10 protein-coding genes and 1 riboswitch are annotated in these 8,259 nt (G+C 61.5%); of the genes, 9 read left to right on the forward strand and 1 reads right to left on the reverse strand.

Going from position 1 to position 8,259, the window contains the following annotated elements:
• Positions 1–305 precede the first annotated feature (305 nt).
• Together uvrB and ACK3CV_RS06980 are read left to right on the forward strand one after the other, a co-directional pair.
• Positions 306–2,318, forward strand: a complete 2,013-nt coding sequence (uvrB, locus tag ACK3CV_RS06975; RefSeq protein ID WP_164142028.1) for an excinuclease ABC subunit UvrB — start codon at positions 306–308, stop codon at positions 2,316–2,318.
• 100 nt (positions 2,319–2,418) lie between these two features.
• The gene (locus tag ACK3CV_RS06980) at positions 2,419–2,685 is read left to right on the forward strand and encodes a VF530 family protein (RefSeq protein ID WP_004939783.1); all 267 of its coding nucleotides are present in this window, start codon (positions 2,419–2,421) and stop codon (positions 2,683–2,685) included.
• Positions 2,686–2,691: 6 nt separating this feature from the next.
• Here the strand turns inward: ACK3CV_RS06980 and yvcK are convergent, their stop codons facing one another.
• Entirely contained in the window at positions 2,692–3,609 is a 918-nt protein-coding gene (yvcK, locus tag ACK3CV_RS06985) for a uridine diphosphate-N-acetylglucosamine-binding protein YvcK (protein WP_033637504.1), read from the reverse strand.
• A 458-nt stretch (positions 3,610–4,067) separates the two neighbouring features.
• A riboswitch (molybdenum cofactor riboswitch) is annotated at positions 4,068–4,212 on the forward strand.
• On the opposite strand from yvcK, the gene moaA reads away from it, so the two are divergent.
• From moaA to ACK3CV_RS07020, 7 genes are all read left to right on the forward strand, one after another.
• A complete protein-coding gene (moaA, locus tag ACK3CV_RS06990; RefSeq protein ID WP_016928681.1) occupies positions 4,199–5,185 on the forward strand; it encodes a GTP 3',8-cyclase MoaA in 987 nt (328 codons plus the stop codon). (Overlaps the previous riboswitch by 14 nt.)
• An 81-nt stretch (positions 5,186–5,266) precedes the next feature.
• A complete protein-coding gene (moaB, locus tag ACK3CV_RS06995; protein ID WP_033637505.1) occupies positions 5,267–5,782 on the forward strand; it encodes a molybdenum cofactor biosynthesis protein B in 516 nt (171 codons plus the stop codon).
• A 3-nt stretch (positions 5,783–5,785) separates the two neighbouring features.
• On the forward strand, positions 5,786–6,265 hold the full coding sequence (gene moaC / locus ACK3CV_RS07000; protein WP_033637506.1) for a cyclic pyranopterin monophosphate synthase MoaC: 480 nt from the start codon (positions 5,786–5,788) through the stop codon (positions 6,263–6,265).
• Positions 6,262–6,507 (forward strand): molybdopterin synthase sulfur carrier subunit, encoded by a 246-nt coding sequence (gene moaD, locus ACK3CV_RS07005; RefSeq protein WP_019453985.1) that lies wholly within the window; start codon positions 6,262–6,264, stop codon positions 6,505–6,507. Before moaC ends, moaD begins: the two co-directional genes overlap by 4 nt.
• Positions 6,508–6,509: 2 nt before the next feature.
• A complete protein-coding gene (gene moaE / locus ACK3CV_RS07010) occupies positions 6,510–6,977 on the forward strand; it encodes a molybdopterin synthase catalytic subunit MoaE (RefSeq protein ID WP_033637507.1) in 468 nt (155 codons plus the stop codon).
• A 130-nt stretch (positions 6,978–7,107) separates the two neighbouring features.
• Positions 7,108–7,818 carry a Bax inhibitor-1/YccA family protein gene (locus tag ACK3CV_RS07015; RefSeq protein WP_033637508.1) on the forward strand — a complete coding sequence of 237 codons (711 nt, stop codon included), beginning with the start codon at positions 7,108–7,110 and terminating at the stop codon, positions 7,816–7,818.
• A gap of 325 nt (positions 7,819–8,143) precedes the next feature.
• Positions 8,144–8,259 (forward strand): hypothetical protein (locus ACK3CV_RS07020; RefSeq protein WP_489009817.1); only part of this gene is annotated, 116 nt, incomplete at its 3' end.

The raw sequence follows: 8,259 nt of genomic DNA on the forward strand, positions 1-8,259 counted from the left end.
CGCGAGGGTATTGATCAGGTCTCTATGTATGATTTTTCGACGCGGTGCTATCAATAAGTTAATTCGCGGCAAGTTCTGGGGATAAATCTGTTATTGACAATAAAAATGTCACCGGACTGTAACGCCACGGTGCAACGGCGTTGCCGCGGCATCGGGCGCAGCGACGAATCCGCTTGAAGCTGGTTTTATATCCAGTATCATGGGCACTGGCGCAAATCGCCGACACTTTCCATAATTAGGGGCCATGCCCGGCGCAGAGTCGGCTGGCCGCCTGAGCGCGCGCATCTCCACAGGGTAGCCGAGCAATGAGTAAACTTTTCAAACTGCATTCAGAGTTCAAACCGGCCGGCGATCAGCCGGAAGCCATCCGCAAGCTGGAAGAGGGGCTGGAAGACGGCCTGGCGCACCAGACGTTGCTGGGGGTCACCGGTTCGGGCAAGACATTCACCATCGCCAACGTGATAGCCGATCTGAATCGGCCGACCATGGTGCTGGCGCCGAACAAGACGCTGGCGGCGCAGCTGTACGGCGAGATGAAAGAGTTTTTCCCGGAGAATGCGGTGGAATACTTCGTCTCCTACTACGACTACTACCAGCCGGAAGCCTATGTGCCCAGCTCCGACACCTTCATTGAAAAAGACGCTTCGGTGAACGAGCACATCGAGCAGATGCGCCTTTCCGCCACCAAGGCGCTGCTGGAGCGGCGCGACGTGGTGGTGGTGGCGTCGGTGTCGGCGATCTACGGCCTGGGCGATCCGGATCTTTACCTGAAGATGATGCTGCACCTGACCCAGGGGATGATCATCGATCAGCGATCCATTTTGCGCCGCCTGGCGGAGCTGCAATATTCCCGCAACGATCAGGCCTTCCAGCGCGCTACCTTCCGCGTGCGCGGCGAGGTGATCGACATTTACCCGGCGGAGTCGGACGAGCTGGCGCTGCGCGTCGAGCTGTTCGACGAAGAAGTGGAGCGGCTGTCGCTATTCGATCCGCTGACCGGGCAGATCGAGCAGGTGGTGCCGCGCTTTACCATCTACCCGAAATCGCACTACGTGACGCCGCGTGAGCGGATCATGCAGGCGATGGAAGAGATCAAGGTCGATCTGGCGGACCGCCGCAAGGTGCTGCTGGCCAACAACAAGTTGCTGGAAGAGCAGCGCCTGACGCAGCGCACCCAGTTCGATCTGGAGATGATGAACGAGCTGGGCTACTGTTCGGGCATCGAAAACTACTCGCGCTACCTGTCCGGGCGCGCCGAGGGCGAGCCGCCGCCGACGCTGTTCGACTACCTGCCGGCGGACGGCCTGCTGGTGGTCGACGAATCCCACGTCACCATTCCGCAGATCGGCGCGATGTTCAAGGGCGACCGCGCGCGCAAGGAAACGCTGGTGGAGTACGGCTTCCGCCTGCCGTCGGCGTTGGACAACCGCCCGCTGCGCTTCGAGGAGTTCGAGGCGCTGGCGCCGCAGACCATCTATGTCTCCGCGACGCCGGGCAAATACGAGCTGGAGAAATCCGGCGGCGATCTGATCGATCAGGTGGTGCGGCCGACCGGGCTGCTGGATCCGATCGTGGAGGTGCGGCCGGTCGCCACCCAGGTGGACGATCTGCTCTCCGAGATCCGCAAGCGCGCGGCGATCAACGAGCGCGTGCTGGTGACCACCCTGACCAAACGCATGGCGGAAGACCTGACCGAGTACCTGGAAGAGCATGGCGAGCGCGTGCGCTACCTGCACTCGGACATCGATACCGTGGAACGGGTCGAAATCATCCGTGACCTGCGTCTGGGCGAGTTCGACGTGCTGGTGGGCATCAACCTCCTGCGTGAGGGGCTCGACATGCCTGAGGTGTCGCTGGTGGCGATTCTGGACGCCGACAAGGAAGGTTTCCTGCGTTCCGAGCGTTCGCTGATCCAGACCATCGGCCGCGCGGCGCGTAACCTGAACGGCAAGGCGATCCTGTATGGCGATCGCATCACCGATTCGATGGCCAAGGCGATCGGTGAAACCGAGCGGCGCCGCGCCAAGCAGCAGGCCTACAACGAAGCCAACGGCATCGTGCCGCAGGGGCTGAACAAGAAGGTCGGCGACATTCTGCAGATCGGCCAGCCGGTCAACCGCGCCAAGAGCAAAGGCAAGGGCAAGGCGGCGGACGGCGGCGCTTCGCTGCAGAACCTTACGCCGAAAGCGCTGGATCAGAAAATCCGCGATCTGGAAGCGCAGATGTACACCCACGCACAAAACCTGGAGTTCGAGCAGGCGGCTGCGCTGCGCGACCAGATCCACCAGCTGCGCGAGCAGTTTATTGCGATTTCCTGACCGTTGGATGGCGCCCGCGCAGCGGGCGTCGAAATTCCTTGTCGGCCGCGTCAAAGCTGTTAAGGTGTGCGGCCCGATTTGACCACGAAGAGTACCGAACATGAGCCAACACCAGTCCAAAGACCCGCTGCACGGCGTGACGCTGGAGCAACTGCTGAATAAGCTGGTGGATCACTACGGTTGGTCCGAGCTGGGCGCACGCATTCGCATCAACTGCTTCCGCAGCGATCCGAGCATCAAGTCCAGCCTGAAGTTTTTGCGTCGCACGCCCTGGGCGCGCAAAGAGGTGGAAGATCTGTATATCGATATGGTCAGCCATCCCGCCCCAGCCAGCGATAATCCCTGGCTGCGCGGGCGAGACGGTTAAATTCGGTCAGCGGCGGGCGGCCAGCGCCACCAGCGCCCGATCCAGCGCCTGGCGCAGCAGCTGGCGATCGTGTCTGTAGGGGATGTCGCTCGCTTCCAGCGGCTGTTGAATCACCACCCGATCCTGCACTTCACTGGCGTCGACCGCCGGGCCGACGATCAGCGCATCGATCATCCGGCGGCCAATCTTCTCTTCCATCAGCGTCAGCTTATCCTGTAGCGACAGCGCCGCGGCGGCCACGCTCAGCTCGCGGCCGAGGTTGCCGATATAGATCATGCTGGCGCTGCTGCGGCGCAGCGCCTGGGTGAGATCGTCCAGCAGCAGCAGCGGCATCAGGCTGGTGAGGAAACTGCCCGGCCCGATCAGGATCACGTCGGCCTGCGCGATGGCGTCCAGCGCTTCGCGCGTGGCGCTGACCGGCGGCGACAGCATCAGCTCCTGCGGCATATGGGCCAACTGATCGACATTCACTTCACCGTAAACGTGATTGCCTTCGTGATCGTGCGCCATCAAATCCACCGGCTGCTCCGACATCGGGATCAGCGCCGCGTCCACCTTCAGCAGGCTGCGCACCAGATTGATCGCTTCCAGCGGGCGCACGCTCAGGTGATCCAGCGCTTTCAGCATCAGGTTGCCGAGGTTGTGGCCGGCCAGTTCGCCGTTGCCGCTGAAGCGGTATTCGAACATCGCCGAGGCGACGCTCGGTTCGGTGATCAGCTGGTTGAGACAGTTACGGGTATCGCCCCAGGCAATGCCGCCTTCCGAACGGCGGATGCGGCCGGTGGAACCGCCGTTGTCGGTGGTGGTGACGATGCCGGTCAGGCGGGAGCCTAAGGACGACAGGGCCGACATCACACGGCCCAGGCCGTGTCCGCCGCCTAACGCCACCACGCGGTCGAGATCGGCCAGGGTACGATTACGCATAAATTTCCTTACAAAGGGGCTGAACTGCCCGCATAAGGTAACGGATCCGGTATAAAAACGCGATATACCCGTCATCCTTGAAGTTGCCTCTGTGTTGGCTGCAAGCGCTCACCCCAGTCACTTACCTAAGTAAGCTCCTGGGGACTGATGGGCCTCGTCCTGAGGCCCCCCCTTCGGGCCAGCGCAAGCGCTGTTCAAATCGGTTCCCGACCGATTAGTCCCGCTCTTGCCGTCGGGAGGCAACTCCAATTATTTAGGGCATAAAGAGTGTCATTTGCGTGATTCCGGTCAATTCGTCCGCGCAAGTGATGTTTATCATGGTTTACCAGAATACGCGGCGTCTAAAAACGCTGTATAGACAATTATATAGCGAATTTACGCGTTGGCTATCGTTGCCGATTAGCGCTAGAATTCTGCTGAAAACCACGGTTTCGTTCCGGCTACTTAAGGTAGCGGGAAGAGAAATCAAACTCCTAGCCCCTGCGCCTACGTTGTTCATCCGGAACGATATGGCGCCTGGGCCGTGGCGAAGTCAGCCACCAGGGTGCAGAGGGGAAACGCTCGCATCTCCCGACTTTGGAAAGGTGTTATGGTGCCGCAACTCATTGATGCTTATGAGCGCAAGTTCTATTACCTGCGCTTGTCGATCACCGACGTGTGCAACTTTCGTTGCACCTATTGTCTGCCCGACGGCTACAAGCCGAGCGGCAGCCCGAAAAGCTTCCTGTCGCTGGATGAAATCCGCCGCGTCAGCCGCGCGTTCGCCGAACTGGGCACCGAAAAGGTGCGCCTCACCGGCGGCGAGCCTTCGCTGCGCCGCGATTTTACCGAGATCATCGCCGCCGTGCGGGAAAACCCGGCCATCCGTACCCTGGCGGTCACCACCAACGGCTACCGTCTGGCGCGCGACGTCGCCGCCTGGCGTGACGCCGGTCTGACGGCGATTAACGTCAGCATCGACAGCCTGGATCCCCGCCAGTTTCACGCCATTACCGGCCAGGACAAGTTCCGCCAGGTGATGGACGGCATCGACGCCGCCTTCAGCGCCGGTTTCAGCAAGGTCAAGGTCAACGCGGTGCTGATGCGCGACGTTAACCACCAGCAGCTCGGCGCCTTTCTCGCCTGGATCAAGGACCGGCCTATCCAGCTGCGCTTTATCGAACTGATGGAAACCGGCGAGGGCGGCGAGCTGTTTCGCAAACACCACGTTTCCGGCGAAGTGATTCGCCTGCAGTTGGAACAGCAGGGCTGGCAGCGCCAGGCGCGCGGCCGCAGCGACGGCCCGGCGCAGGTGTTCAGCCACCCGGACTACCAGGGTGAGGTGGGGCTTATCATGCCGTATGAGAAAGACTTTTGCGCCAGCTGTAACCGGCTGCGCGTGTCTTCCATCGGCAATCTGCACCTGTGCCTGTTCGGCGAGCAGGGGGTGCCCCTGCGCGATCTGCTGGCGGACGACGGCCAGCTCGACGCGCTGAAGGCGCGCATCCAGAGCGGGCTGCTGAGCAAGAAGCAGACCCATTTCCTGCATCAGGGCAACAGCGGGATCACCCAGAACCTGTCGTTTATCGGCGGCTGATACCCACATATTTCAAGCCGCAGCGTTGTTGGCTGCAACTTGAAATCTGTTGGGTATCTCAGAATAGGAGCCTATTGAACCATGAGCCATGCGAGCAGCGAGTTTATTGCGGCGCATATCGCCATCCTGACCGTCTCCGACAGCCGCGGCGCGGCGGAAGACACCTCCGGCCACTATCTGCAGGAAGCGGCGCAGGAAGCCGGCCATCAGGTGGTGGATCGCGCCATCGTCAAAGATGACATTTACCAGATCCGCGCGCGGGTTTCCGCCTGGATCGCCGATGACAACGTGCAGGCGGTGCTGATCACCGGCGGCACCGGTTTTACCGCCCGCGACAACACGCCGGAAGCACTGCTGCCGCTGTTCGACAGAGAGGTGGAAGGGTTCGGCGAACTGTTCCGCATGGTGTCGTACGAAGAGATCGGCACCGCGACGATCCAGTCGCGCGCGCTGGCCGGCCTGGCCAACCGCACGGTGATCTTCGCCATGCCGGGCTCCACCCGCGCCTGCCGCACCGCCTGGGAGCGGATTATTGAAGAGCAGTTGGACGCGCGCCATCGCCCGTGCAACTTCCAGCCCCACTTGAAGAAGCCCTGAGTCATGACACAGCTAACCCACATTAACGCCGCCGGCGAAGCCCATATGGTTGACGTTTCCGCCAAGGCCGAAACGGTGCGCGAGGCGCGCGCCGAAGCCTTCGTCGAGATGCTGCCCGCCACGCTGGCGATGATCGTCGACGGCAGCCATCACAAGGGCGACGTGTTTGCCACGGCGCGCATCGCCGGCATTCAGGCGGCCAAACGCACCTGGGAGCTGATCCCGCTGTGCCACCCGCTGATGCTGAGCAAGGTCGAAGTGCAGCTGGAGGCGCAAACACAGCACAGCCGAGTGCGCATCGAAACCTGCTGCCGGCTGACCGGCAAAACCGGCGTCGAGATGGAGGCGCTGACCGCCGCCTCGGTGGCGGCATTGACCATCTATGACATGTGCAAAGCGGTACAGAAAGACATGGTGATCGGCCCGGTGCGCCTGCTGGCGAAAAGCGGCGGCAAATCCGGCGATTTTAAGGTGAACGTATGATCGATATTCTTTTCTTCGCGCAGGTGCGCGAACTGGTGGGCACCGGCGGCCTGTCGATGCCGGCGGATTACCCGACCGTCGAGGCGTTGCGCCAGGCGCTGTGTGCGCGCGGCGATCGCTGGGCGCTGGCGCTGGAGTCCGGCAAGCTGTTGGCGGCGGTCAATCAGTCGCTGGTGGCGGCGGACCATCCGCTGCGCGCCGGCGATGAAGTGGCCTTCTTCCCGCCGGTCACCGGGGGGTAAGCATGCAAAATACCCGCATTCGCGTGGGCGAAGCGCCGTTTAACGTCGGCGACGAGTACCAGTGGCTGGCGCAGTGCGACGCCGATGGCGCGGTGGTGACCTTCACCGGCAAGGTGCGCAACCATAATCTGGGTGACGACGTCAGCGCCCTGACGCTGGAACACTATCCCGGCATGACCGAGAAGGCGCTGGCGGAGATCGTGGCCGAGGCGCGCAGCCGTTGGCCGCTGCAGCGGGTGACGGTGATCCACCGCGTCGGCGCGCTGTATCCCGGCGACGAGATCGTGTTCGTCGGCGTGACCGGCGCGCACCGCAGCATGGCGTTCGCCGCCAGCGAGTTCATCATGGACTACCTGAAGACCCGCGCGCCGTTCTGGAAGCGCGAAGCGACCGGCCAGGGCGATCGTTGGGTGGACGCTCGCGAAAGCGATCGCGAGGCCGCGCAGCGCTGGCACGACGCGGCTAAATAACGCGTCAACAGCGGAAACAAATCAAGACCTTTGCCGCTTTCGCCCGGCATATTCTGTGGTACGCTTATAGCAGGCGAAGCCCCGTCCGCGGGGCTTCGGAATCTTGTTTACAACGCAAAAGGTAACCGTCATGGACCGATATCCACGCTCTAATGGTTCAATCGTCGAACGTGCCAACAGCGGCATTCAGGCCTACATGGCGCAGGTTTACGGCTGGATGACCTGCGGTCTGCTGCTGACGGCGTTCGTTTCCTGGTATGCGGCCAACACGCCCGCGATCCTCAACTTCATCTTCTCCAGCCAGATCACCTTCTTCGGCCTGATCATCGCCCAGCTGGCGCTGGTGTTCGTGATCTCCGGCATGGTCAACCGCCTGAGCGGCGCGGTGGCCACTTCGCTGTTCATGCTGTACTCGGCGCTGACCGGGCTGACGCTGTCGAGCATCTTCATCGCTTACACCTACAGCTCGATCGCCAGCACCTTCGTGGTCACCGCCGGCATGTTCGGCGCGATGAGCCTGTATGGCTACACCACCAAGCGCGATCTGAGCGGCTTCGGCAGCATGCTGTTCATGGCGCTGATCGGCATCGTGCTGGCCTCGCTGGTGAACATCTGGCTGAAAAGCACCGCGCTGATGTGGGCGATCACCTACATCGGGGTGGTGGTGTTCGTCGGCCTGACCGCGTACGACACGCAAAAACTCAAGGCGATGGGCGAGCAGCTGAACGCCGATGATAAAGACAGCTTCCGCAAGTACGCCATCGTCGGCGCGCTGACGCTGTATCTCGACTTCATCAACCTGTTCCTGATGTTGCTGCGTATCTTCGGCAACCGTCGCTAAATCCGTGGCCTTTCAAGCCATAGGGTATCTGGCGATCAAAAAGCTCTGCATGTGACATGCAGAGCTTTTTTTATGCGATTATGCGATGCTTAAGCTTTCGTGAAGCAAAAGGATTTTGCATGATGCCCGATACTTTCCGCTGTATCTTTATCGAAGGTAGTGCGCCCCTAGCTGAAGGTTACCTAGACCACACCGTCAAAGTGCTTCTGACCGGTGATGAACGTTTTTCCCTCGATCAATGTTTCTCGCGACGCGCTGCTGCTGCTGGTGCTGAGAAGCTACCGGGCGGCCTAACGATGAACTCTTTGCGTAAAAGGACCTTACGATGACCGAAGCGGCTCGCGTCGGCGATACCATCGGGCATTCCCATGCCCTGGCCGGCATGATTGCCGGCACGATTGTCGGCGGCCTGATCGCCGCCGCAGGCGCGGTGGCGGCGGG

The organism is Serratia sp. TSO36, assembly GCF_057808395.1.